At 47.6% G+C, this 25,184-nt stretch carries 25 protein-coding genes; 16 read left to right on the top strand and 9 right to left on the bottom strand.

The features are described 5' to 3' along the window. Positions 1–9 precede the first annotated feature (9 nt). Both BV910_RS04470 and BV910_RS04475 read left to right on the top strand, forming a co-directional pair. A complete protein-coding gene (locus BV910_RS04470; protein ID WP_078146485.1) occupies positions 10–774 on the top strand; it encodes a hypothetical protein in 765 nt (254 codons plus the stop codon). A 112-nt stretch (positions 775–886) separates the two neighbouring features. Then, entirely contained in the window at positions 887–1,789 is a 903-nt protein-coding gene (locus tag BV910_RS04475; protein WP_078146486.1) for a cation diffusion facilitator family transporter, read from the top strand. Positions 1,790–1,830: 41 nt separating this feature from the next. Here the strand turns inward: BV910_RS04475 and BV910_RS04480 are convergent, their stop codons facing one another. From BV910_RS04480 to BV910_RS04490, 3 genes are all read right to left on the bottom strand, one after another. Then, entirely contained in the window at positions 1,831–2,970 is a 1,140-nt protein-coding gene (locus BV910_RS04480) for a zinc-dependent alcohol dehydrogenase (protein WP_031421303.1), read from the bottom strand. 97 nt (positions 2,971–3,067) lie between these two features. Next, positions 3,068–3,913: a metallophosphoesterase gene (locus BV910_RS04485; RefSeq protein WP_078146487.1), complete on the bottom strand. Its 846-nt coding sequence runs from the start codon at positions 3,911–3,913 to the stop codon at positions 3,068–3,070. Between the two features lie 94 nt (positions 3,914–4,007). Next, positions 4,008–4,421, bottom strand: coding sequence for an organic hydroperoxide resistance protein (locus tag BV910_RS04490; protein WP_015881037.1), 414 nt, complete (start codon positions 4,419–4,421; stop codon positions 4,008–4,010). 117 nt (positions 4,422–4,538) lie between these two features. On the opposite strand from BV910_RS04490, the gene BV910_RS04495 reads away from it, so the two are divergent. Both BV910_RS04495 and BV910_RS04500 read left to right on the top strand, forming a co-directional pair. Continuing rightward, positions 4,539–4,991, top strand: a complete 453-nt coding sequence (locus BV910_RS04495) for a MarR family winged helix-turn-helix transcriptional regulator (RefSeq protein ID WP_078146488.1) — start codon at positions 4,539–4,541, stop codon at positions 4,989–4,991. A 13-nt stretch (positions 4,992–5,004) separates the two neighbouring features. After that, a complete protein-coding gene (locus tag BV910_RS04500; protein WP_078146489.1) occupies positions 5,005–5,919 on the top strand; it encodes a CAP domain-containing protein in 915 nt (304 codons plus the stop codon). Between the two features lie 33 nt (positions 5,920–5,952). Here the strand turns inward: BV910_RS04500 and BV910_RS04505 are convergent, their stop codons facing one another. Beyond that, positions 5,953–6,426 carry a glutathione peroxidase gene (locus BV910_RS04505; protein WP_078146490.1) on the bottom strand — a complete coding sequence of 158 codons (474 nt, stop codon included), beginning with the start codon at positions 6,424–6,426 and terminating at the stop codon, positions 5,953–5,955. Positions 6,427–6,587: 161 nt separating this feature from the next. Here BV910_RS04505 and BV910_RS04510 point away from each other — a divergent pair, with 161 nt between their 5' ends. Further along, the gene (locus BV910_RS04510) at positions 6,588–7,106 is read left to right on the top strand and encodes a VanZ family protein (protein ID WP_078146491.1); all 519 of its coding nucleotides are present in this window, start codon (positions 6,588–6,590) and stop codon (positions 7,104–7,106) included. A gap of 294 nt (positions 7,107–7,400) precedes the next feature. Further along, complete coding sequence (locus BV910_RS04515) at positions 7,401–8,696, top strand: murein hydrolase activator EnvC family protein (protein ID WP_078146492.1); 1,296 nt, start codon at positions 7,401–7,403, stop codon at positions 8,694–8,696. A gap of 31 nt (positions 8,697–8,727) precedes the next feature. Here the strand turns inward: BV910_RS04515 and BV910_RS04520 are convergent, their stop codons facing one another. From BV910_RS04520 to BV910_RS04530, 3 genes are all read right to left on the bottom strand, one after another. After that, positions 8,728–8,934: a hypothetical protein gene (locus BV910_RS04520; protein WP_078146493.1), complete on the bottom strand. Its 207-nt coding sequence runs from the start codon at positions 8,932–8,934 to the stop codon at positions 8,728–8,730. Positions 8,935–8,976: 42 nt separating this feature from the next. Next, positions 8,977–9,822 (bottom strand): GNAT family N-acetyltransferase, encoded by an 846-nt coding sequence (locus tag BV910_RS04525; RefSeq protein WP_078146494.1) that lies wholly within the window; start codon positions 9,820–9,822, stop codon positions 8,977–8,979. A 72-nt stretch (positions 9,823–9,894) separates the two neighbouring features. Continuing rightward, on the bottom strand, positions 9,895–11,103 hold the full coding sequence (locus tag BV910_RS04530) for a dicarboxylate/amino acid:cation symporter (protein ID WP_031421317.1): 1,209 nt from the start codon (positions 11,101–11,103) through the stop codon (positions 9,895–9,897). A gap of 217 nt (positions 11,104–11,320) precedes the next feature. On the opposite strand from BV910_RS04530, the gene zapA reads away from it, so the two are divergent. From zapA to BV910_RS04565, 7 genes are all read left to right on the top strand, one after another. After that, on the top strand, positions 11,321–11,542 hold the full coding sequence (gene zapA / locus BV910_RS04535) for a cell division protein ZapA (protein WP_015881047.1): 222 nt from the start codon (positions 11,321–11,323) through the stop codon (positions 11,540–11,542). An 8-nt stretch (positions 11,543–11,550) separates the two neighbouring features. Next, positions 11,551–12,087, top strand: coding sequence for a CvpA family protein (locus BV910_RS04540; protein WP_031421319.1), 537 nt, complete (start codon positions 11,551–11,553; stop codon positions 12,085–12,087). Between the two features lie 67 nt (positions 12,088–12,154). Further along, complete coding sequence (gene polX, locus BV910_RS04545; protein ID WP_078146495.1) at positions 12,155–13,849, top strand: DNA polymerase/3'-5' exonuclease PolX; 1,695 nt, start codon at positions 12,155–12,157, stop codon at positions 13,847–13,849. 15 nt (positions 13,850–13,864) lie between these two features. Then, positions 13,865–16,219 carry an endonuclease MutS2 gene (locus tag BV910_RS04550; protein WP_078146496.1) on the top strand — a complete coding sequence of 785 codons (2,355 nt, stop codon included), beginning with the start codon at positions 13,865–13,867 and terminating at the stop codon, positions 16,217–16,219. 12 nt (positions 16,220–16,231) lie between these two features. Then, positions 16,232–16,642: a DUF350 domain-containing protein gene (locus tag BV910_RS04555; protein ID WP_078146497.1), complete on the top strand. Its 411-nt coding sequence runs from the start codon at positions 16,232–16,234 to the stop codon at positions 16,640–16,642. A 255-nt stretch (positions 16,643–16,897) separates the two neighbouring features. After that, positions 16,898–17,731 (top strand): EcsC family protein, encoded by an 834-nt coding sequence (locus tag BV910_RS04560; protein ID WP_078146498.1) that lies wholly within the window; start codon positions 16,898–16,900, stop codon positions 17,729–17,731. Between the two features lie 30 nt (positions 17,732–17,761). Continuing rightward, a complete protein-coding gene (locus BV910_RS04565; RefSeq protein WP_078146499.1) occupies positions 17,762–18,226 on the top strand; it encodes a hypothetical protein in 465 nt (154 codons plus the stop codon). Positions 18,227–18,264: 38 nt separating this feature from the next. On the opposite strand, the gene BV910_RS04570 is transcribed toward BV910_RS04565, so the two are convergent. After that, entirely contained in the window at positions 18,265–21,489 is a 3,225-nt protein-coding gene (locus BV910_RS04570) for an FtsX-like permease family protein (protein WP_078146500.1), read from the bottom strand. After that, positions 21,482–22,174, bottom strand: a complete 693-nt coding sequence (locus BV910_RS04575) for an ABC transporter ATP-binding protein (RefSeq protein ID WP_078146501.1) — start codon at positions 22,172–22,174, stop codon at positions 21,482–21,484. Before BV910_RS04575 ends, BV910_RS04570 begins: the two co-directional genes overlap by 8 nt. Positions 22,175–22,368: 194 nt before the next feature. Between BV910_RS04575 and BV910_RS04580 the strand changes: the two genes are divergently transcribed. The 3 genes from BV910_RS04580 to BV910_RS04590 all read left to right on the top strand — a co-directional run bounded on the left by BV910_RS04580 (position 22,369) and on the right by BV910_RS04590 (position 25,137). Further along, a complete protein-coding gene (locus BV910_RS04580) occupies positions 22,369–22,941 on the top strand; it encodes a class I SAM-dependent methyltransferase (RefSeq protein WP_078146502.1) in 573 nt (190 codons plus the stop codon). Between the two features lie 87 nt (positions 22,942–23,028). Beyond that, entirely contained in the window at positions 23,029–23,229 is a 201-nt protein-coding gene (locus BV910_RS04585) for a hypothetical protein (RefSeq protein WP_078146503.1), read from the top strand. A gap of 99 nt (positions 23,230–23,328) precedes the next feature. After that, on the top strand, positions 23,329–25,137 hold the full coding sequence (locus BV910_RS04590; RefSeq protein WP_168169835.1) for a DUF262 domain-containing protein: 1,809 nt from the start codon (positions 23,329–23,331) through the stop codon (positions 25,135–25,137). The last annotated feature ends 47 nt before the right edge of the window (positions 25,138–25,184 follow it).

Consider the following 25,184-nt stretch of genomic DNA (forward strand, 5'->3'; position numbering starts at 1 on the left):
GTGAAGAACATGAATGGAGGAAGATTGTCGCGTGCGACGACGCGGAAGCGTAAACGCGTGTTCCGTATCACGACGGCATTGGCATTAATGCTCGCCTTGGTCGGGATCATCGCGTTCGCGGCACTGATTGACAAGAAACAGGACTCGGCTTTACCGGAATCGGATGAGATTGCCACGGAAATGGTCGACTCCGAGTCGGAACAACCGGCTGATGCTGATGCTGAGACGGAATCGGCAGATAAGATTTATATCGGGCAACCGTATACGAAAGTATACGCGGATGACCGGGTCACGGTCGTTTATGAAGCCGACTTGGGTGATCGATTTGAACGGTTGGAGACGGTAAGTGGATTTGTGAAAGTTCAGTTGAACGAGCGGTTGACCGGCTGGGTCACAGAAGAAAGTGTGACGACAGAAGCGACGGCATTATCGGATGACGAGGTGATTGCCGCTTGGCAACAAGTCGTCCCGAACGCTTCGGAGTCCGTCCTTGACTGGATTGGAAAAGATCTCGAAACCGTCCGTGCGGAGCTTGGCAGTCCTTCTGCCGTTCAACGTGACCAAGTGAACGAGTATCATTTCTATGATGGATTCTTCCTCATGGTCCGGGACCAAAAAGTACGGGCCTTTGATTGGGACAAGCTAGCCATCGCAACACCAGACGTACAACCGACTCGCGAACAAGCGACCGGAATCTGGTTCGAGGGCGAGACGCTCCAATTGAAACTGTTCCCTTATAGCGGCGTCATGCGTGTCCGCCTGGAGCAAAAATGAGACAAAGCGGGAGAGTTCATTTCTCCCGTTTTTTTATCGTTATACATTCAAATTAACGTTTGAATGTTTGGTTAAAATGGAATAAGATAAACAGTAGAAGGAGGAGTCAGTTATGGCACATCATCATGATCACGACCACCATCACCATCATTCGACGAATCAGCGGGCACTCTTACTCGCCTTTCTCTTGATTGCAGCGTTCATGGTCGTCGAAGTGATCGGCGGGCTATGGACGAACAGTTTGGCGCTGTTGTCGGATGCGGGGCATATGCTAGGAGATGCGGCGGCGTTAGGACTCAGTTTCCTCGCTGTCCGATTTGGGGCGAAAGCGGCGACGCCAAGTCGGACGTTCGGATATCGACGTTTTGAAATACTTGCGGCATTCATTAACGGGGTGACACTACTCGTCATCTCGGTCTATATTCTCGTCGAGGCATACCAACGGATCAGCGCGCCACCAGAAATTTTGAGCGGTGGGATGCTTGTCGTCGCCATCATCGGGCTGCTTGTCAATATCCTTGCCGCCTGGATTTTAATGCGTGGGGAGAAAGACAATTTGAACGTGAAGAGTGCGTTGTTGCACGTATTCGGAGATTTGCTCGGCTCGGTCGGAGCCATCACGGCAGCAATCCTCATCATGTTGTTCGGATGGACGTGGGCGGACCCGGTCGCGAGCGCCTTTGTTGCGATTTTGATTTTAATCAGCGGTTATCGTGTGACGCGTGACGCGATTCATATCTTGATGGAAGGGTCGCCGGAACAGATTGACGTCCGGGCGATGCAAGAAGAGATTGCTAAAGTTGACGGGGTGAAAGAAGTGCACGACTTGCATGTCTGGTCCATCTCGTCGAGCGAGCATGCAGCGACGTGTCACGTGTTGATTGGAGAAGAGACGGATGATCAAGACGTCTTGAGACAAGTGACGGAACGAATCCGGAAATACGGGACGTTCGAACGTTCGACGGTCCAGATTGAACGGGAACGACAATGTTGTGAAGAACGAATCATCTGGTAGTGAAGAGTAAGGGAGTTCAGTTTGGACTGAACTCCCTTTTACTAAGGCTTCAATACTACTTTTACGCAGTCATCTAAATGCTCATTGAATAAGTGATAGGCATCAGCAGCATGTTCAAGAGATAAACGATGCGTGATAATGTCAGTAGGGTCAAATTTTTGATCTATGATCATTTGAAATAACTCAGGCATATAATGAATAACAGGTGCTTGTCCTGTTTTCAAAGTAACATTTCGGGTGAAAAAATCTCCCATCGGAAACTGATTATAATTCATTGGGTATACCCCGGTAAGTTGAACGACCCCAAATTTACGAACCGCTTCTTTTGCTACTTTGATTGCGCTTAGTGTACCGCCTTGGATCATAAGTTTTTGTTCTATCTTTTCAATTGAAGATTTTTTTCCATCAATACCCACACAGTCGATAACAACATCTGCCCCGCCATTCGTAATCTCATAGATATATTTTCCTGTCTCAGTTGGATCTTTTAAAAGGATTGTTTCTACTTTATTTGATAGTTTTGCCCGATTTAGTCGATAGAGTTCGGGATCTACAGCAATAACGCGTTTAGCCCCACGTACCCAAGCTAATTTTTGAGTCATTAACCCCACAGGACCTGATCCGAGAACCACTACCGTATCTCCAGCTTTCATGCCAGCATTATCTAAACTCCACCATGCTGTTGGTATAACATCAGATAAAAAGAGAAGCGCCTCATCTTCAAGCTCACATGATTCGGGGATGACAAGCGGCATGAAATTACCGTATGGAACCTTTAGAAACTCTGCTTGACCACCGGGATGATTTCCAAACTGCTCAGTATATCCAAATAAACCACCAGCATCAGTGTGAGGGGCGTGGTTAGAGTTATCGCACTGACTCTCCATCTCATTTTCACAATAAAAGCAGTGACCACATGATACATTGAATGGAAGGACGACCCGATCACCCTTTTTCACTTTAGTTACATCAGGTCCAGTCTCTTCAACAATTCCCATAGGCTCATGTCCAATGATAAAACCAGGGCGAGTAGGCATATTCCCTTGATAGATATGAAGATCTGATCCACAAATAGCTGTCGATGTAATTTTTACAATGATTTCTTCCCGGTTTTCGATTTCGGGATCTTTAACGTCCTTTACTTCAATCTTCTTAGTTCCTTGATAAGTTACTGCGCGCATATAATTCACTCCTCCTTTTAAAGACAAGTAATTAGCAACATAGCTTGTATACCCTTCTTTTAAAAAAAGTGAACTAAATATTGGAATTCGATGATGACTATCTTTGACCATTCACATCGATCACAACAATCTCTGGTGGATTATAAATACGTGGAATGTTGAAGCTGTAATTGAATCCTCGTCCAATCACATGGGTAAACGTCTCATGCTCGTAGAGTCCGCCTGCGTATTCAGGAAAGAATCCTTGGTCAGGTGCGAATAATCCGTTCATCAAGTAAGGGATTCTCACTTGCCCGCCATGAGCATGTCCGGATAAGACGAGGTCGAATGGAAGTTTAGCATACGTGTCGACTTGTTCGGCACGGTGGGAGAGAAGCACCTTGAACGTCTCATCGGGGGCGATGTCCTGCATCGCCGCAGTCGACTCCGCATCCCAATCCGTATAAATGTTTTCTCTGAACCCACGAAGAGGGTCTTCTAGCCCGCCGATGACGAGGTCGATCCCATTGATGGTGACCGTTTCCCATTCGTCTTCGAGAACATTGACGCCATATGAGCGAAACACATCTTTCACATCGTGACGGACATAGTCATCCGACCCATCGATTTCATGGTTACCGGTCACGAAATACATCGGCGCAATTCCTTCAAGCCCTTCGATTAGTTCGAATGCAGGTTCAGGTGAACGATATCGGTCTAGTAGATCGCCGGGTAAAGCGATGAGATCCGGTTTCTGCGCACGGACCTGGTCAATCAAAATCGACTGTTTATAACCGTATGATGCGCTGTGTAAGTCGGAGAGGAGCACGATGCGCAGTGACTCGTCTGCTGACAGTTTATCGGACGTCACGTCATACGTTCGGACGGTCAACCCGTTGTACGTCGACGTGAACAACAAGATGCCAAGTACAACAAACAGTAGAGTCGATTTATGCTTCTTCATCAGTGCTCCCGCCTTTCCTAATCGTGTCTTTAATCTTACTCCGATAGGCAGGGTTAAGCAAAAAAAATCCCGCTCGTAGGAGCGGGAAGGAAGATTATGCTGCTTTTGCTGTCAATTTGACGTCGACATTGCCGCGCGTCGCTTTTGAATAAGGGCACACTTGGTGTGCTTCTTCGACGAGACGTTCTGCTGTCGCTTGGTCGACACCTTTGATTTCGACTTCAAGTTCAACTGAAATGAAGAAACCTTCATCGTTTTGATTTAATGTGACGTGACCTGTGACGCTTGAACCGTCTGTCTTCACACGTTCTTTTCCGATGATGAGGTTGAGGGCACTACCGAAGCAAGCCGCATAGCCAGCTGCGAAAAGTTGTTCTGGGTTTGTCGCACCGTCGACGTGTTTCGCGCCAGGCATCGAGACGTTCATGTCGATGACGCCGTCAGTTGATTTCACGTGACCTTCGCGGCCACCGATTGCTGTTGCTGATGCTGTGAATAGTGATTTCATGATTGAATTCCTCCATTTCATTTTTAACAATTAAGTTGTGCACAATTTAAATTATAGAGCAGTCAAAAAGTTTCGCAAGTGATATGCTTGGCTAAAGAAGAGTACGGAGGATTACGTATGGACCAATCGTTAAAGTTAGAACATCAAATCTGTTTTCAGTTGTATACCGCCTCAAAAGAGCTTACCCGGTTATATCGCCCAATTTTAGCACCGCTAAACCTGACGTATAGTCAATATCTCGTGATGCTTGTCTTATGGGAAGAGGATGGAATCGATTTGCGGCAACTCGGGTCGCGGTTGACGCTCGACTCTGGGACATTGTCGCCGCTCGTCAAGCGGCTCATCCAAATCGGCTATGTGGAGAAGAGTCGTGCGACCGACGACGAACGAAAAATCGTCGTTCGTTTGACCGAAAGCGGTAGCGCGTTGCGTGAGCAGGCGGCGAATGTGCCGTTACAAGTAAGTGGTATGCTGAATATAGACGAAGCGACGTATGTCGCATATATGGAGATGCTCACCGATATCAAGACGAGACTACACGATTTCGGGGAGCGTCAGCGCGAGCAGTAAGGAAGGAGGAGCCATGTTTCGAAAATTGATCATCCTCTTGATGGGGATTGGACTCTATATGGCTTGGCAATATGAGATGCCGAACGTCTCTGCCCCGACGAGCATTCAGGTGGAGTCTGAGGTGGCGACCGAACGAGCGACAGACGCGCCAAAGTTCGCAAGTCAGTATGCCGGGCATGACTGGTATTTGGTCGAACGTGGCGGTGACCGAGGACTTGAACTGATTGATGAGGACGGTGCGAAAAAAGGATTCTATCAGTTCGAGACAGGTAGCACGTATCGAGGTCTTGTACTGAATGAAACGCCCCGTGATCAAGTCGAGGACATCGGCTTCGAGGCAGTGACTTCGTATAATAAAGGACTAAATCGATACTTGATTCCAGACGATCCATCGTTTTCCGTTTTTGCAATCGATGGTCAGTATGTCACTTTCTTTTTTGACCAGCATGATGATGACCTCCTGAAAGGGATCTTGTCGGTCGACCGCCGTGTCGAAGAGGCGAGTGAGGGGTACTATGGTGACTTGTCGAAAGAGGGGACGGTCGCCAATGAGCAGTTGATGCGTATTCTCATGAATTGGGATCGGGAGAAATTTGATTTAAATGCTCTAGCTGACTACGAACCACTCTATCCGGTCGTACGGGCGCATAGTCAGAATATGGCGGAGAACGACTTCTTCAGCCATACGGACCCAGAAGGACAGGACCCGTTCGATCGAATGGACGAAGCGGGACTTTCATATTCGATGGCCGGCGAAAACTTGGCCATGGGACAGATGAGCGTGTTCCATGCGCATTGGGGACTCATGAACTCGAAAGGGCATCGTGAGAACATCATGCAGCCACGATTCACCCATGCTGCCGTCGGGCTTGCTTACAATGAAGAAGACAGTCCGTTCTACACAATCAATTTCATCACTCCACGTTAAAAGGATGACTCTTCGGAGCCATCCTTTTCGATATTAAATGAGTTTTTTCACCGCATCCTCAATCTCAGCCGGTGTTGTCTGTGGCGAGAAGCGTTCGATGACGTTTCCATCACGGTCGACTAAAAACTTCGTGAAGTTCCATTTGATCGCCTTCGACCCGAGAAGCCCGGGTGCTTCTTTTGAGAGATAGGTGAAGAGTGGGTGGGCATCCTTGCCGTTCACGTCGACTTTCGCGAACATCGGGAACGATACCCCGTAATTCAGTTGACAGAACTCCTGGATTTCTTCATTGGAACCCGGGTCTTGATGACCGAACTGGTTGCACGGGAAGCCTAAGACCTGTAGACCCTGTCCCTTATATGTGTTGTAAAGTGACTCGAGACCTTCGAGCTGTGGCGTGAACCCACATTTGCTCGCCGTGTTGACGATAAGTAAGACGTCGCCTTTATATGTAGCTAACGGTTGCAATTGTCCTTTCATGTCTACTGCTTCAAAATCATAAATCATGGTGATTCCCCCTTTTTCTGTAGTATACCAAGAGAAGGGGACAGACTCGAACTTGAACGCGTTGCGTGCAATCAAATTGTTATGAAATCATGATGTCGCTGTTACATCATTCCGAAGAAAGAATCCGTATAATGAAAAACGTTGTAGAAAGGAACGGTGTTATGCGATTTTTAAAAAATGAATTTATATGGATTGCGCTTATTTTAATCGGACTCTTTTTATCAAGTGCGACGCCTTACTCGGACCAGTCTATCGTTTCGCCACTCGAGCGATTCAATTGGAGCTGGATCGAACCGACGCTCGCGAACGTACAGTTCGACTACGCAGGAAAGGAAATCTCACTTGATACGTTAGGGACGGCAGGATTGATTGAGTTCTTTATGCGGAAGACGGCACATGTCGTCACGTTCTTCGTTCTCGGTGCCTTATTCGTGAAGGCCATCTCGAGAACGAATCTTCATGCGGGACTGAACGTACTCTTCGCTTGGGCACTCGCGAACACGGTGGCGATCTTTGATGAGTATCATCAGAGTTTGACTCCTGAACGGACCGCGCTGTTAGAAGATGTCCTTTTGGATAGTACGGGTGTTGCCGCAGGTGTCATCTTGTTCGGTGGGTTGTTATTCCTTCGTTCGAAACGGAAAAATAGCAAACGGGCCGGTTATGTTGACTTAAGGTAGTCAAAAAAATGAACGGGTTACTATGTGAAAAGCGCTTTCTTGAAGTGCTTTTTTTCTTTTTAAAACTATTTTGTGACAACGAACCAAACAAAATATTGTCTATACCCACGTTTTTTAAAGGATAAAACCTAAATTAGGTCAATGTCATACGAATGAAATATAAGTGTAAAATAACTTTTGGTTTAGATTGCTATAATGAGTCACAGAGCGAACGAAATGTCGCGACTTATCTTATAAAAAATAATTGCACGACTATAGATAAAAACTACACGGGAATCAGCGGAGGGAAGCACATTGGGTAACTTGAAGAAATTTGCAGCAACAGTCACTCTAGGCGCACTCTTGATCGGCGGAACGTCACCGACTTATGCAGCCTCACTTACAGAGAAGCAGAAGAAAGTACAAGAACAACGACAAAAGAATAGCAGTGAACAGTCGAAAGCAAACTCTTCGATTCAATCACGTGAGCAAGCCATCAGCAAAGAGCAACAAGAGATCAACAAGTTAGATGCTGAACTCCAAGACGTCATCAACGATGTCGCTCAGAAAAAAGCTGAGATTCGTGCAACTGAAGAAAAGATTAAAAAGCTTCAAGCACAAATTAAAAAGTACGAAGCGAAAATGAAAGCCCAAGAAGATCTTATGAAAGATCGTATGGCGACGATGCAAAAGAATGGTGGCTCGTCAGTCAACTGGGCTGAGTTCATCTTCGGTTCTAAAGACTTCGGTGATTTGATCACACGTATGATCACAGCTGGTACGATTCAAGAGAACGACCAACAGATCTTCGAAGAATACGAAGCAACGAAAGAAAAACTCGCGAAAGCGCAAGCTGATTTGAAAGCGGAGCGCGACTCACTCGTGAAGCAAAAAGAAGAACTTGAAAAACGTCAGAAAGAGCTCGATCAAAAAATGAAAGAGCGTGCGGCGAAAATCAAGAAACTCGAAGCTGAAAAAGTGAAGTTCGAATCAAAACTCATGAGCCTTCAAGAGATGGAAGATACGCTCAAAGCTCAAGAACAAGCGATTCAAGCAGAAATCGAAGCGCAACGTCGTGCTGAAGAAGAAGCACGTCGTGCAGCGGCAGCAACTGCTGCGGCGAAAAAACAACAAGGTTCAAGCTCGAATAGCGGTTCAAGTGCTTCAACAGCACCGGTAGCGTCTGCACCAGCAAGCGGTGGCATGTTCCAACGTCCAGCAAGCGGTCGCCTCACACAAGGATGGGGTCCAGCAAGCGGAGCGAACGGCTACTCGTTCCACAACGCTCTTGATATCGCAGGTCCAGTCGGTACACCGATCTATGCAGCACAAACAGGTACGGTCCTCCGTGCAGGTTGGGGTGGCGCATACGGAAACCACGTCATGATTGCACACGTGATCAACGGGCAAGTATGGACGACAGTATACGCTCACATGAGCTCGGTATCCGTCTCTGCGGGTCAACGCGTGTCACAAGGACAAAACCTTGGCGGCATGGGTAGCACAGGGAACTCGACAGGTTCACACCTTCACTTCGAGATTCACCGTGGCGGCTATTCGTACTCTTCATCGAGCGCGGGAAGCACAGTTAACCCAGCATCATTCTTCTAAACACAAAGACAGTGATCGACGAACGCGTCGATCACTTTTTTGTTGCCTGATAGACGATGAACGTCAAAAGGGCGGCACCGATGACGCTGAGCCATAGCGTATTGACATTTGGGTCATCGAGCATGCTCCGCCCTCCGAGGAACACCATATAGCCGAGTATCGCGAGCGTGACAAGTGTCAAAGCGGTCAATCGGATCTGTCGGGGGATACGGAGCCACCAACCGAATAATCTGTTCATGAAAAATCGCCTCCACTATTAGTATAGGGGAGGCGATGTATTTCATCTAGCGAGTCGGACCCAGGCAGAGTCCATGATTTGTTGGTAACCGACTTCCCGATAGATTTTGTTCGACGTCGGGTTCGTCAAGTCGGTGTAGAGGACGCAGAATGATTTTGTCTCGAGAAGTTGTCGGCTGAGATCGGCGACGAGACTTCGTGCATACCCCTTTCCTCGTGCACTAGGTGATGTGTAGACGAACGAAACAGTGATTCCGTTCACAGTTGGACGTGCGCGTTTCGCACACGAGACGACCTGTCCGTCGACTTCCCAAAAGACAGCCTCTTCCCTGTCGAGCATCGTCTGTACAGCCTTCGTCACCTTCTCTGGTGGAGATGATCGGAGACCTGATTCGACTTCGAAGGCACTATACCAAGCTTCGAGCTGTGCCTTGTCGGCCATCGTCGCTTCTCGCATGTGGCCTTTTGCCATGTCGATGTCTTCCACGCTGTCGAGGCGATAAAGACCTTGGGACATGAACATCTCACTCGACCCAGACGTTAACTCCTGCCATACTTTCCCGAACCGTTCCGCCTGTTGTCGTTCCGAGACGACTTCCGCGAAAGGGATTGCTTCTTTCAAAAGGTGGGGGATGATGAAATCGGGGAGTTCTTCCTCTCGTTCCGAGTCCACGACGATGAAATGGAGCGGATGGGGCGGTGTCACTTGGAGGATGGCGAGAAGCTCCCCGTCCTCTTCGACTGTGAACTGATAAAACGTTTCATAGATTCCTTGTTTGACGTTATTCAAGACGCCAATCATGAGGCTATTCTTTGCCTCCTCGTCGAGTAATGCCTTCATGACTCGGTCTGAGAAGTGATTAGGGTCCTTCCATTCAATCCATTCCATATGGTTCTCTCCTTTATTGTATGTAGACAAAAACGGACAAACCTGATGGCTTGCCCGTTTATGAGTCGTTCATTATGCGATATCTTCTTGTTTCGACGACGTGTTGTCGAGAAGTTTTGTGTTGTGTTTGAAGTAATGAATGATTTTCGCGATGGCACCGTCACCCGTGACGTTTGTTGCTGTCCCGAAGCTATCTTGTGCCAAGTAGAGTGCGATGACCAAACTTTGCATCGTCGCGTCGAATCCGAGGATCGAGCCGAACAATCCGAGCGATGCCATGACGGCCCCGCCTGGTACACCTGGTGCTGCAATCATCGTCACACCGAGTGCGAGGATGAATGGAAGCATGATTGCGTAGGATAACGCCATGCCATTCAAGTACATGAGCGCGACACCGACCGATGTGAGTGTGATCGTCGACCCTGACAAGTGGATCGTTGCCGAGAGCGGGATGACGAAGTTCGCGACACCTTCGTCCGTGTTGTTCAACTTCGCTTGGCGAAGCGTGACTGGAATCGTCGCGGCCGATGATTGCGTCCCGATGGCTGTGAAGTAAGCCGGCATCATCGTCTTGAGCAACTTGAACGGATTCTCTTTGTTAAGACCACCTGCGATTGAATATTGAATCATGAGCATCGTCAAATGAAGGACGATGATTGTGACGAAGACGAGCGAGAAGACCGATAGAATCTCAGCGACTTGACCAGCGTACGTCATGTTCATGAAAATTCCGGCGATGTGGATTGGAAGTAATGGAATAATGACTTTACTGATTAAGAGTTCGATGATATCGCGGAAATCCATGGCGAGGTCGAGTGACCGTTTGCTTTCGATCGCGGCAATCCCGATTCCGATGACGAAAGCTAAGATAAGTGCGGTCATAACACCGAATACAGGTGGAATCTCAAATTCCATGAACCCTTTCAACAAGGCTTCTTCTGGATTTTCGGCTCCTGTCGTCGACCGTGTCAAAATTTGCGGGAACAAGTTGCTTGTTGCAAAGTATGCTAATGTTCCGGCGATGATGGTTGATGCGTAAGCGATGAGTGCTGTGAGTCCGACCAGCTTTCCTGCTCCTTTTCCAAGTTCCCCGATACCCGGGATGATAAAAGCAAGAATAATCAATGGAATAGCGAAGCCTAAGAACTGCCCGAAGACCGTGTTGAACGTCACGAACGTCCGAACAATCCAGTTCTGACTTTCTGGTACGATGCTCCCGAGTAAAATACCGAAAGCGATCGCGATGATGATGCGACCTAAGAGGCCAATACGTAATTTCAAATCAATCACCCTTTCTGTTTGTTTGAATAGTTGATATTTTCGCACATTTTACGGAATGTTGCCACCTTCTCTTACAATTTTTCTAAAGAAAGACGTTTGACAACTGTTTAGAAGGGTATTAGAAAATGTTGTACATATCAAGGGAAGGGGCTTCTCCTTTTCCTAATATAAAAACGATGTTATGATTAATTCTGACAGACGTAAAGGAGGGGTGCGCGTGCAGTTACAACGAACAACGATTCACATTGCGGGTCAAGACTATACGATCGTAAGCGAAGAACCCGCTGACCACGTTAGGGAAGTAGGCTTTTTGGTCGACAGTAAGATCCGCGAAATTCGTGAACAATCCCCTCATCTAGATGCTCGTCAGGCAGCGGTCTTGGCTGCGATTCAAATCGCGAGCGACCACGTCAAAACTAAACGAAATATGGGAGAATAAATCAATCCATGGTTACGCTACTTATACTGTTTTTCTTGTTTATCGGAATCGTCAACGGCTTCCGTCGTGGCGCGATTCTACAGCTCGGCCATTGGGTCGCGCTCATAATCAGTTTTCTCGTCGCCAATACGTACTATAAAGAGTTAGCCGAAGCGTTCAAGCTGTGGATCCCGTATCCGTCTCAGCTCGACGGAACGCTCCCGGGTGGCGTGTTGGACCTCAATTCCCTTTCAGGGATTGAGATGACATTTTATAACGTCTTTTGGTTCGTCGTCTTGTTCCTCATTACGAAACTCGTCTTGCATCTCATCTTGGCGATGCTCGACTTCTTGACGGACTTGCCAATTTTGCGCCAATTAAAAGGTGTGATCGGAGCTGTCCTAGGATTCTTCGAGGCATATGTCATCACATTCTTCATCCTTTGGGTGATCGCGTTCGTGCCGATGGCGAGCGTTCAAAACGCCGTCGACAAATCGTCGCTAGCGACATATATCATTCAAGACACGCCATATCTATCGGATTGGTTTTCAAATAAGATGTTGTGACACGACAGGCCGGAATGCAAGCTAGTGCTTGTGTCTCGGTCTTTTCTGTGTGAAGAGGGGGAAGCATATGAATAAAGTAGAAGCGATGATGTTGCTCGAAAAAATCGCGCAATATATGGAGATCAAAGGGGAGAACCCGTTTAAAATCAATGCGTTCCGCAAGGCGGCGACAGCGCTAGAGAACACGGACCTTGAACTCGAGGACATCGACGACTTGACGTCCATCTCAGGAATCGGGAAAGGGACGGCTGCAGTCCTTGAAGAGTATCGAGACACAGGACGCAGTGAAGTACTTGAAGCACTGCAAGAAGAGATTCCGTTCGGTTTGATGAAGCTCTTGAAAATTCAAGGGCTCGGCGGGAAGAAACTTGCTAAACTCCGTGAAATCGGTGTCGTCGACTTGGAGTCGCTCATCCGTGTACTCGAAGATGGGACGGCTGCATCATTACCCGGTTTCGGGGCGAAGAGTGTGGAGAAATTACTCGCAGCCGCGAAGAACCTCGAATCACGTCCAGAACGATTGGCTTATGCAGTCATGCGACCAATCGTTGAAGAAATCAATGAGGTGTTAGAGAAGGAGACGCTCGTGTTGCGTCATTCGGTCGGAGGAAGCTTCCGCCGTGCCGAAGAGACGTGTAAAGACCTTGACTTCATCATCGCGACCGAGGAGCCGATTGAGCTACGTGAGAAGCTGCTCGCTTTGCCGTTCATCAACGAAGTGATTGCGGCAGGCGAGACGAAAGTCTCGCTCGTCCTCGAACGTGAAGAGATGGTATCGGTCGATTTCCGTATGGTCGAGCCAGGCGCGTTCGCTGCGACGCTTCACCATTTCACGGGTTCGAAAGACCACAACGTCCGCATGCGTCAACTCGCGAAAGCAAAAGGAGAGTCCATTTCCGAATATGGGGTCGAGACAGCAGACGGATTGTGGCAACCAAAAACAGAAGAAGAACTGTTCGAACGGTACGGTCTCCCATTCATCCCGCCTGAACTTCGGGAGGGGCATGCTGAGTTCGAGCACGACTTATCGAAGCTCGTCACGCTCGAGGACATCAAGGCTGACGCGCACATGCACACGGTCTGGTCGGACGGGAAGTTGACCGTCGACGAAATTGTCGTGGCGATGAAAGATCGCGGCTATGAATGGATGGCCATCACCGACCACGGGAAGTATTTGACGTTCGTCAATGGCTTGACCGAGGAAGGGCTCGAAGCACAAGGGGAAGAAATCCGCGAGGCCGCGAAGACACATGACATGAACGTGTTACGAGGCGTTGAGATGGACATCCGTCCTGACGGGACGCTCGACTATGAACCCGAGTTTCTAGAGACGCTCGATTACGTCGTCGCCTCCATCCATTCGAAGATGGACCAATCGGTCGACGAGATCATGGCTCGTCTCGAGAACGCCTGTCGTTCCCCGTACGTCAACGTGATCGCCCATCCGACGGGTCGACTCATCGGTCGTCGGGACGGCTATCCAATCGACGAGGACAAGTTGATCACGCTCGCGAAAGAAACAGGGACGGCGCTCGAGTTGAACGCCAACCCGAACCGCCTCGACCTGACAGCTTCCACGCTCAAGAAGGCGAAGGCAGCGGGCGTCAAAGTGATGATCAACACGGACACGCACCACCCAGATATGATGGAAGACATGGCCCTCGGTGTGTTGCACGCACGGAAAGCCTATCTCGAACCATCAGATATTATCAACTGCTTCACGTTTGAAGACGCCAAGGCGTTCTTTGCGGCGAAGCGATAGAAAGGAACATGCTAGATGGACCACGCGTTACGCGTATTAGAATATGAAAAATTGCGCCAACAGCTTGCCGGTCACGCGGCGAGCTCGCTCGGAAAAGATTTGGCGCTGAAGATGCAACCTGACTACTCATACGACCGGGTGCTCTCGAATTTGAACGTGACGAAAGAGGCGACCGAGGTCGTTCGTCTCCGTGACCGTCTGCCACTCGGTGGGCTTACGGATGTCCGTGCGGAAGTGAAACGGGCCGCAATCGGCTCGGTCCTCTCGACGAGCGAATTGCTCGCCGTCGCTGCCGTCATGTATGGCGGACGCCAAGTGAAGAACTTCTTCGAGAAGCTTCACGAGGATAACGAAGAGATTCGCATTCCACGTCTTGACGAGTATGCGGACAAGTTGACGAAGCTCATCGAGGTCGAACAGGCGATTCGTCATGCGATTGACGACCAAGGGACTGTCCAAGATTCCGCGAGTCCACAACTCCGTGGACTTCGGACACAGCTCCGGAGCTTTGAAGGGAGTGTCCGGTCACGTATCGACAACATCCTCCGCAACAATGCGAAGATGCTCTCGGACGCCATCGTCACAATCCGGAACGATCGCTATGTTGTACCGGTCAAACAAGAGTACCGTCAAGCGTTCGGTGGAATCGTCCATGACCAGTCGGCTTCTGGTCAGACACTCTTCATTGAGCCGCAGGCCATCGTCTCCATCAATAACGAGATTCAAGAAGTTCGTCTGAAAGAACGTGCTGAAATCGAACGGATTTTAAGTGCTCTCTCGAACGAGGTCGGTGGGGTCCATGATGCCATCATGACGAACCTCGACGTGTTGGCCGAACTCGACTTTATCTTTGCGAAAGTCGCATACGGACAAGAGATGAAAGCGACCGAGCCAAAGTTGAACGACAATCGAGAAATCAAGTTGAAACAGGCACGTCATCCGTTCATCCCGAAAGATGAGGTCGTACCGATTACGGTCGAGCTCGGCGAAGATTACACGTCACTCGTCATCACCGGACCAAACACCGGCGGGAAAACCGTCACGTTGAAGACGATTGGACTCCTTCAGTTGATGGTGCAATCAGGTCTCTACGTGCCGGCAGAGTTCGGGACAGAGCTTTCCGTGTTTGACGCGGTCTATGCCGATATCGGGGATGAGCAATCGATTGAACAGAGTCTCTCGACGTTCAGCTCGCATATGACAAACATCGTCGGCATGCTCGACAAAATCGACTTCATGTCACTCGTCCTCTTCGATGAGCTCGGTGCCGGAACGGACCCGCAAGAAGGGGCCGCCCTCGCCATCGCGATTCTCGATGAAGTGAAACGCCGCGGGGCACGTGTCGCTGCGACGACGCACTACTCGGAACTAAAGGCTTACGCTTATAACCGCGAAGGTGTCATGAACGCCTCGATGGAGTTTGATATCGAATCGCTCAGCCCAACGTACCGTCTCTTGATTGGCGTACCGGGTCGCTCGAACGCCTTCGAGATCAGTCGTCGTCTCGGACTGTCTGAGCAAGTCATCGACAAGGCACGTAGCCACGTCGGTAGTGATGCCGAGTCAGTCGAATCGATGATCAATGAGCTTGAAGCAGCGAAGCAACGCGCCGAGCAGCTCGAGCAAGAGCTCATCGTCAAGCGCCATGACTTTGAAGAAGAGCAGGCCGAATTCGAAGCGAAGTTGACCGAATTTGAGCGCGAACGCGACAACTTGTATAGAGCGGCCGAGGCGAAAGCCGAGAAGGCCGTCGAACAGGCGAAGCGTCAAGCGAACGAAGTCATCGACCGCTTGAAGAAGCTACGTGAGCAAGGAATCGTCAAAGAGCACGAGATTATCGCGGCGAAGAAAGAGCTCGAATCGGCAAAACCGACGCTTCAAGAGAAAAAGATTCAAAAAGTGAAACAAAAAGCCCAGCAGAAACGTACGTTCAGTAAGGGCGAAGAAGTGAAAGTGACGACGTTCAATCAAAAAGGCTACATCGTGAAACAAATCAACGACAATGAGTATAACGTCCAAGTTGGCATCATGAAAGTGAATGTTAAAGCGGACGACCTTCAGAAGATCGGTCCATCGAAAGAGAAGTCGCTTCAGTCAAAAGGCAGCTCGCTCAAACGTCAGAGCTCGACGAAGTCCGAGCTCGACCTCCGTGGCGTTCGTGTCGAAGAGGGACTCATGCGTCTAGACAAGTATATCGATGAAGCACTCGTGTCGGGCTATGATAACGTCCGCATCATCCACGGATTAGGTACCGGAGCGATGCGTCAGGCGACACAAGAATTTTTAAAAGGACATCGTCACGTGAAGAGCCAGCGCCCAGGAGGAATGGGTGAAGGTGGACTCGGTGTCACGGTCGTCGAACTGAAGTAAGGAGAGTCGGGAATGGGTACGATTACGTTTGCCGTTATGCTGGAGTCGTTCGGCCTCTATTCGATGGCGGGACTGATGATTGTCGTCGGTCTTGCCATCTTCGAGGTGACAACGCCGTACAGCAACTGGCGTGAGATTCAAAAAGGAAATATTGCCGTCGCCTTGGCGACAGGCGGGAAGATTGTCGGTCTAGCCAACATCTTTCGGGTCGTCGAGAACCATCATGATAGCACAATCGACATCTTCGTCGGGGGTGCTTTCGGATTCATTTTGCTCCTCGCGACATACTGGTTGTTTGAATTTTTGACACCGACACTGAAGGTGAACGATGAGATTCAACAAGGGAATATCGCCGTCGGGTTGTTGGCATTCTTGCTGTCGATTGGGGTCTCCCTCGTCGTCGGCGCGGCATTGGTGAGGTGAAGACATGGTATACGAACGATTGGCAAAGATCTTGTTCATCGGGGCCGGGATGTTCTTAGTGGCAGCGGCACTCTGGTATATGTTTTATTGAGGGAAGAGGGAGAATCCGTTTGGGTGCTCCCTTTTTTTGATTTCAGGCACCTTGAATATAATAAATATGGGCGAAAGGAAAATATTTTACAATTCGTGTGAGGAAATCGATATACTGAAACTAGATTATGGAACGAGATACATAAGAAGGTTGAGGTGTAGGTCATGGCGAACGGGTCAGAAGTGTTTGAAGTCTTGATGACGAATGCAGTGAAATTACCTGGAGTGAAAGTAGATCGAAAAGAATTTTTAGCCCAAAGTTTCAGTAAGTACGTGCCAGCGACTCAGTTGGCAGAGGTTGTCGAGAAGGGACCGCTTGAAGCAAAGGTCCCTCTTTCAGTCATCAAAAAAGTAGCGAAGCGAAATATTACCAATCAGACGATGAAAAGTTCGAGTGCATCGTTTGCAGCCGGGCTACCTGGAGGCATCGGTCTTGCTGCAACGATTCCGGCCGATACAGCACAATTCTTCGGTTTCGCCCTCCGTATGGCGCAAGAAATCGGGTATTTGTATGGATACGATGATTTTTGGGAAGATGGGGAACTAGATGTCGAACGGGTGAATGGAGAATTGATTCTCTTTTTAGGTGTCATGTTCGGAGTGGGTGGCGCGACGGCTACGATCAAAGCGTTATCTGCACAATTATCGAAAGAAGCTTTGAAAAAGATCCCGAACAAAGCATTGATGAAAACGGTATATTATCCAATCATCAAGAAAATGTCAGCGATGATTGGCGTGAAGATGACGAAAGACACGTTCGCCAAAGGAATCTCGAAGATGATTCCACTCGCAGGTGGTGTCATCTCAGGAGGGATCACGTATTCATCGATGACGAAGATGGGCAATCGTCTCATGAATACGCTTGAAGAAGGCGTAAACATGACGGAAGCGGAGTTTGTTGAAAGTGTGGAAGAAGTGAAACGAGAGAACCTTGAGATTATCGAAGGGGAATTCATAGAAATCGAAGAGATTTTACGTCAAGAAGGGGAAATCATATAACAAGTTGTTGTGTTTTTAAGGGGGGATCTCATGAAACTAGATTTACACTACTTGATGTCGACCGAGCGCTACGTACTCGACATGGAATCGTTTCAGATGAAGAATGAGGCGTATTACCCGTTAGAGTGGACGTTTTATGGAGCGGCGAATCCGACGATGCTGCTCACATGGGATGCCGAGCGCGACCGCATCCGAGTTCGCTTCGAACAGTATGCCGTCTTTCTAGGGACACAAGAAGAGCACGGAATGAAAGAAGACGGATTATGGAACGAGCATCCGATTGTGAAACTGTCCGCATCGCGCCTGATGTCATTCGCTAGTGAACGGATGTCGATTGATCGGGTGAACCGTAACCGTGGTGCGCTCTCGCATTACGTCATCCGTACAATCGAACAGGAATTTCATGTGTTGGCGTATGAAGACCCGACCGTAGAAAACCTAGGAAAAGTCGGGGGCACAGGAGTACGTGTCGAAATCGTAGAAGAAGCCGAATAAAAACAACGTCGCCTCGAATCGGGGCGACGTTGTTTCGTTTACGGCACGTCAATTTTGACGGTATAGACTTTCGGCATGGCGCCGCTTGACGCATACAAGATGAGCGTCTTCGCTTTCTCGGGAACAAGGAAGACTAAATCAATTTCGGATTTCTCGCCTGGTGTATAAATGAATCCACCACGGAATGCTTTCTTGTTATGGTTGACCATGTCGACCGGACTGTATTCTGTGCCATCTGGCGTGTACATGCGGAAACCGTTTGGACGATAATCCATCGTGCCCTCATACTGATCTGGTTCATTGTACAACGAGATCGGTAGGCTGACGAATCGTTTGCCATCTTCCGGTTTGGTCCCATCCGGAGAGGCGTAAACAGGTTCACCCACTTGGAACTCACGTTTCTTCATTTGTGGATCCCCGATAAACGTTTGGAACGTGCCAAGGTTCATGATTTTTTGAAGATCATCTTCTTTTGGTGTGGTGTCTTTTGCTTCTTTCGGTTTATCTGCTTTTAAATCAGCCTGTTTCGCACCCGTCGTCTGTGCGGTCGGGGCTGGTGTCGCTTTCGCTTCTTCCGTGACCGGCTTGACTTCTGGTGATGTGAAGACGAACAAGCTGATGATTCCAACGACGAGTGCCGTCGCCGTCGTCCCGAGGACGAAGCGGAATCGTTTCTCGACTTGTTTTTGGTTGACGACATTCCCACCAATCGCTTCAGCCGGCGTGATGCGCACCGCACGTTCAGCAGGAAGGAGTGCACCTAAGATACCTGTTACGACCGGGATGAAGATGGTCGCAAACAAGAACGGTAGCTCTGACGTCGGGAACTGTTGATACATGATCGTGACGATGATGATGGTGAACGTCACACCGAGTAATCCGGCGAAGAATCCGGTCAATGCACCTTCCGTCAAGACGAGACGACGGATGGACGTGTTCTGCCAACCGAGCGCTTTCAAGACGGCGAGTTGTGGCTTTCGTTCGGATACGTTTTGCCACATGATTTCGGTCGTCGTCAACATCGCAATCAGTAAGGCGACACCCATAGCGACGTAGTGCATCGTCCCGACTTCAAGTGCCACGAACTCCCCAATCCACGTCGTATACAAGACACCTTGGAGGCGGAACGTGACGAACAAGAAGAAGCCGAACAGACTCGTCGGTAAAGCGATGGCGAGAATCGACAACAACGTCCGAGGCCAATACGTCACGAGTTGGTTCAAGCTCATGCCGATGCTCGAGCGAGAGCGGCCGAGACGTCGTCCTTTTGAGACTTCACCGGACTGCATCGTCTCATATGGCTTGATGCGGCGGACGAGTCGAATCGGGATGAGTGTCCCGAGCCAGTAAATCAAGAGACCGGCTAGCCCGATCAATAAGATACGGGTGATTGAAGTCGAGCCGGCCGCCGTCCAAAGGAACGTTCCGAGAATCATCCATGAGATGAGCGCGACCATCGACCCGAGGATCGTGGCTTCTAAGAATAACAGTTTCGACAGCTGACTCGGCCGCCAACCGAGTGACAAGAGGATGGCGAACTCTTTCTTCCGTGCGTACAACATGATGATGTTCGAGCTGAACACGTACAGCATCGCGACGAGGATGACACTCGCGACGACACCGGAGAAGCCGAGTTTCGCTTCCTGGAAAATCGTGATCGATGAACCGATTTTAATCCATGGCTGCTGAATCCAACCGAGCGAACTTTCTCCTTTTAAACCAGGGAGATAGGTGACGGCGTATTGTGGAGACGAACCGAGCGTGACATCGGTGATGAGACCGGTCTTATCCTCGATCTCCTTGGCGACTGCTTGGAGCTTCGCTTCACTTTCTTCGTTCAAGACGTCCACGCCCTTTACGTTGACGCGAATGGCCGAGATGGCCTTGTCACCGGCGATGGCGAACGCCGCATCGAGTGTCGTCAACATTGACGGTGGCTTCGTCAAGAAGCTATATGGGTTATTCGTCGGTTTGACGGTCGTCGGTGGGTTGACCGGCTCGTCTTTCGAGTTCATGACCCATTCGGCGCTTGCCGGGAAATACGTCTCCATCGGGAGTTCCGTCAACGGATCTTTTGACAACTTCAGTTTGGATGGGTCGAATAAGCCGATGTAGTTATATTTCACTTTCGGTGCATCGTTGAGGTCTTCTGCGTATAAATTGGACTTACGATACATACTTTCTTGACCATACTTCACTTGACCCTCAGCAAGGAACGGTTTGATTTGATACGAATATGGCCACCGTTTCGGGAACGGGCTCGTCACGCCTTCATAGACAAGAGGTGACGCCTTCTCGGAAAGCCAAGTGTAGTCAACCGTGACACGAGGGTCTTGCGGCTGTGGTGTTCCTTCTAAAATGTGTTTCGTGATGTTGTCGTGCATTTGTTGGGCTGTAAAGTCGTATGAGGCAACCTCTGTACCTTTCAGGCTATCGAGGTATTCATCTTTTCCGTTCTCTAAATACATATTGATGAATTTTTCTGCGTCGCTCGTATCGGCATCGACTTCTTCGATGGTGTAGTTGATTGAGGCATCGACGTAGTCTTTTGTACTCATCAAAATTGGAATCGTCGTGATGTCTTCGTCGTAAGGCTCTGGGACATCCTCTTCATTGAAGTAACGACTGAACGCTGTCGCTTGTACGGCATCGTCTAACCCGACGAGTTTCGCTTCGGCAACCGGGTCAATCCCGGCGAGCATGACATCACTTCCGTAACTGAGTGGGAATTCTTCATATAGGGCGGTCGGGCCGATGCCGATGTGAGTGGAATCACCGTTTGGCATCCAGCCGACCCAAAAGTAGGCTTTCAAGTCTTGGAAGTCATTGATTTTTTCAATGCCTGTATCGATGAGTGTGTTCATCTTAAGGCGATAGAGACCCGCTTTATCAAACGTGTGCGTTTGCGTGAACGAGCTCGAATAAGTCGACCCAATCATCGCGATTGGAGCTGCGACATCGATGTCGGCAATCTGTTGGATTGTTTCGTACTGTTCGCGCGTAATCCCGCCTTCAAGCCCGCTCATATAGTTCGGTTCGAGCAGGTTCAAGTCCTCGGTCACGCTGCGGCTGCCTTCTGGACGCACGACGATGTGATAAGACGAGTCCCAACGTTTCTGTAGCTCGTTGACGACCGTCCCGTTATTCGCCTGCGTCACGCCGAGAAGATAGCTGAGCCCGGTACTGACGATGAGCATCCCGACCATGAGCAGGATGAATCGTTCCTTATTCCGCCACCATGAATTCCAAATGAACTTAAGCATGATGGACGTCGCTCATGGCGACGACCTGCCCGTCGCGCATCTCGATTTTTCGGTTGGCACGGTCGGCGAGTTCCGGGTCATGGGTGACGAAGAGGACGCCACATCCGTTCTCACGATTCAAGCGGATCAATAGGTCAAAGATGACGTCACCCGTATGTGTATCGAGGTTCCCCGTCGGCTCATCGGCAAGGAGCCATTTCGGACGGTGGATGAGGGCGCGGGCGACGGCAACGCGCTGTTGCTGACCGCCGGACAGTTGGGATGGTAACGAATCGACCTTGTCAGCGAGACCGACTTCTTTCAACAGTTCGAGCGCACGTTCGTGGACGTCGTAATCGACTTTTCGTCCGAAGAGTGGGGACATGACGTTCTCAAGCGCCGTCAACGTCGGGATGAGGTGGAACTGTTGGAAGATGAAACCGATGTTCTCGAATCGGAAGTCCGCGAGTTGTTTCGCAGAGAGCGTCGAGATCGGTTCATCGTTGAAGAGTAACGTTCCTTCTGTCGGACGGTCGAGTGTACCGATCAGACTGAGGAGCGTTGATTTCCCAGACCCAGATGGTCCGATGATGGAGATGAAATCCCCGTGTTCGAAGCGGAGGTTAATGTCCTGTAAGGCGACCGTTTTGACGTCACCCGTATCAAATCGTTTTGTTAAGTGTTCACACGTGAAGTGATAGGTCATACCGTTAAATCTCTCCTTTAACTAATGTATAGTGAAAATATGTAAGAGGACGTAATATTCTGACTATTTTTAGATTAGAGGAAAAACTTTCCTTTAGATAGCTGGATAAATTTTTATCTTGGTTTCAAAGGAGTAACGGATAGATATACGGAATAGTAAGCGTACATAGGAATGGTAAAAAAGGAGCGGAGCATGTGGAATCTTCGAATCGAGAGTCGGATGAAATCAAACTTGTGATTGGGGCGGGGGAGTACAATAACAATCCAGGTTGGATTCATACTCAAGAAGAAGAATTAGATGTATTGGACGAATCTTCTTGGCAAAACCGTTTTGCTATACATTCAATCAATGCGATTTTAGCCGAACATGTATGGGAACATCTTACGTATGAAGAAGGAGTGGCCGCAGCGAAGCTGTGCCATCACTATTTAAAGCCTTTAGGCTATATTCGCTGTGCGGTACCAGATGGATATTTTCCAGATGAGTCGTATCAACAGATTGTACAAGTCGGTGGACCTGGTCCGAAAAATCATCCGGCGGCGAGTCACAAGATTGTCCATACATATCAATCCATCATCAGTCTGTTTGAAACAGCTGGCTATGAAGTGAAATTACTTGAATACTGCGATGAGAATGGCAAATTCCATCAACAGGATTGGGATGGAGAGGATGGCGTCATCTTTCGGTCCAAGAAGTATGACCCTCGAAATCAAGGAGATGAGCTTGTTTTCCCTTCTTTAATCATTGATGCCATCAAACCGGAGTGAGGTTGAAGGAACAAAGAATTGTACTATTGATTACTAAAAAGGGAATAGATAAATAAATAAGCGGTCGAGCGAAAGGAAGCGAACACGATGAAATCATTCGAGATTGAGTTCCATTTGGTCAATGGGGAAGTTCTGACGTATATGGTGGAAGCTGACACACGATATGAGGCATTGGAGTCGATTTACCAATCGTTTCGACATGCGAGTGATGGGTTCGTACAGTTTGAGGACGAGTTGATTGTGATGCTGGATCATGTGGCGTATGTGAAGGCGTTTGAGGTGGATTAATATGAAAATTATCGAGAGAAATATCAATTGTGTTAAAGTGGAAATATATTAGCAGTTGACACTTATTTATTTAGATATTTTTTGGAAAGAAGGGTCATGATGAAAATTAATCCAGAGTCAAAACCAATAAGTGAAATATTTTCTATCGAAGGAAGAACAATTTATAACATACCTATATATCAAAGAAATTACTCTTGGCATGAAAATAACATAGAAGCTTTATATAACGATGTTATAAATGAAGACGATGGCTACTACTTAGGAAATCTTTTAGTAACTTCAACAGATAATCCGATAGAATATAACGTAGTAGATGGACAACAGAGGCTGACTACTATTGCTTTATTGTTTTTAGCAATATATGAAGCATTGAAAGACATAAATAATACTGATCTTGATCCAACAGATTTAAAATCATTTTTCTCACTTCAGACAGACATTGAAAGAAAATTAATAACTGCTTACGGTAGTAGGTTAAGATTATTAGAATCTGATCAAGAAATATTTGAAAGCTTTTTAAAAGTGTTTAAGGATCAAGAGAAAGGTAAGTATGGACATAGAACTTTTGGGAAAAGATACAAATTCATACAAGAGTTAATTAGTGAGAAAGATGACGAGGGTGAATTAGTACATGATTTCAAGAAGCTCGAGTACTTATACAGTAAATTAAATAATGTCGAGTTATTGAGAATTACTGTAAATGATTTAACAGATGCATATTCAGTATTCACTTCACTAAATGCTAAGGGTTTACCGTTGACACTAATCGATCTTTTAAAATCATATTATTTAAGTGAGGCAGTAAAAGAATTTTCAGAAAAGAAAGCTCTTGAAAGATGGAAAGATCTTATAGCTATGTTTATGGTAAATGAGGAACCGAATGCTACGGCAGTAACGCAGTTTTTACAAAATAATTATGATGCATTTGAGGGGGAAGGAAATACATCCATCACAAAGAAATCCTCACTTAGAAAATACGAACAACTTTTTAAAGTAAAAGGTCATTATTATATGGATGTTCTAATACAAAATGCAGAGTTATTTTCTATGATGGTACCTAAATTGAGAATTAATACCTCACTTTCATACTCAAATAACTTAATTTCAACTCTTGATAAACTTTCTAAACTAGATGCTTCAGCAGTGTTTCCTTTAGTACTGAAGTTATTAAAGTCTTACAGTGAAAGTAAAGTTACCGAAGATAATTTAATTGTCATACTAAATTATTTAATCAACTATTACGTAAGAAGAAATATTGTACTGAAGCCAAAATCATCAAATATTCGTGCAAAAGCAATTCAAGCTGTGAGGGTTCTGAATGGAACAATTGATTTAAATGTTAATGGTATAAACGTTGTTAAAGAAAATTTAAATCAAATTAGTGTTTCAGATGAAGAATTCAATACTTCTTTGAATGGATCAATTTATGATACATCTCCACAGACAGTCAGATTTATGTTAATTGAAATTGAGAGAAGATATGGGAAATTCTTTAGCAAACAAATTTCCGATACCCTGGACGATGTAAACCAGAATGGACAATATATTTGGACACTTGAACATATCCTTCCACAAAGCCCAAATTTAACAGACGATTGGAAAAAGATGATTTCACCAGAAAATGTTGATTATGCTGAAATTGTGCAAAAAGAAAATATGCACAAGCTAGGTAATCTCACTCTAACTGGGTATAATTCGGAACTAAGCAATCGAGATTTTGTTTTCAAAAGGGACTATGGTAATGGTAATGGAGCTTCTTACTTAGGCTTGCGAACAAACTTATTCATAAACGAATCGATATTTAATGAAGCGTCATTCGAAACGAAAAGTACTTGGACAGTAGAAGATATTAATAATAGAACGGCTTTATTGGCAAAACTTATTGTTGAAGAATTTTCAATTGAATAACACTTTTTTTATGAGCAATTATAATTCTAATTAGTTGAAAAGGAGGG

It is taken from the genome of Exiguobacterium sp. HVEsp1 (assembly GCF_002009685.1).
GTDB classification, from domain to species: Bacteria; Bacillota; Bacilli; order Exiguobacteriales; family Exiguobacteriaceae; genus Exiguobacterium; species Exiguobacterium profundum.